Raw genomic sequence first — 239 nt, forward strand, 5'->3', positions numbered from 1 at the left:
CATATTCCTGATGCTGGCGGAACCGAATTTGCTGCTTAAGGCCATTTGACAGAATGCCTAGACCTGAGCACTCTAATGCGCCGTTGTTATTAGAGTGCTCTTTCACCTCAACGACGTCGATAATGAGGGCATTGCCTTGGGTTGGTGCATTGTCTTTTGATAGTTGTACGATTGGAAATACCAATTCGTCGCATGATTTTGAGTAATCGCGTGTTACCCATTCAATCAAAAAAAGTCCT

At 43.9% G+C, this 239-nt stretch carries 1 protein-coding gene; it reads right to left on the reverse strand.

Annotation, left to right across the window (positions count from 1 at the left end; genetic code table 11):
* Window positions 1-239, reverse strand: a 239-nt coding sequence (locus HBA93_RS23310) for a hypothetical protein (RefSeq protein WP_221724803.1), incomplete at both ends; no start/stop codon positions are given.

It is taken from the genome of Ochrobactrum sp. SFR4, from assembly GCF_019730395.1.
Classification (GTDB): Bacteria; Pseudomonadota; Alphaproteobacteria; order Rhizobiales; family Rhizobiaceae; genus Pseudochrobactrum.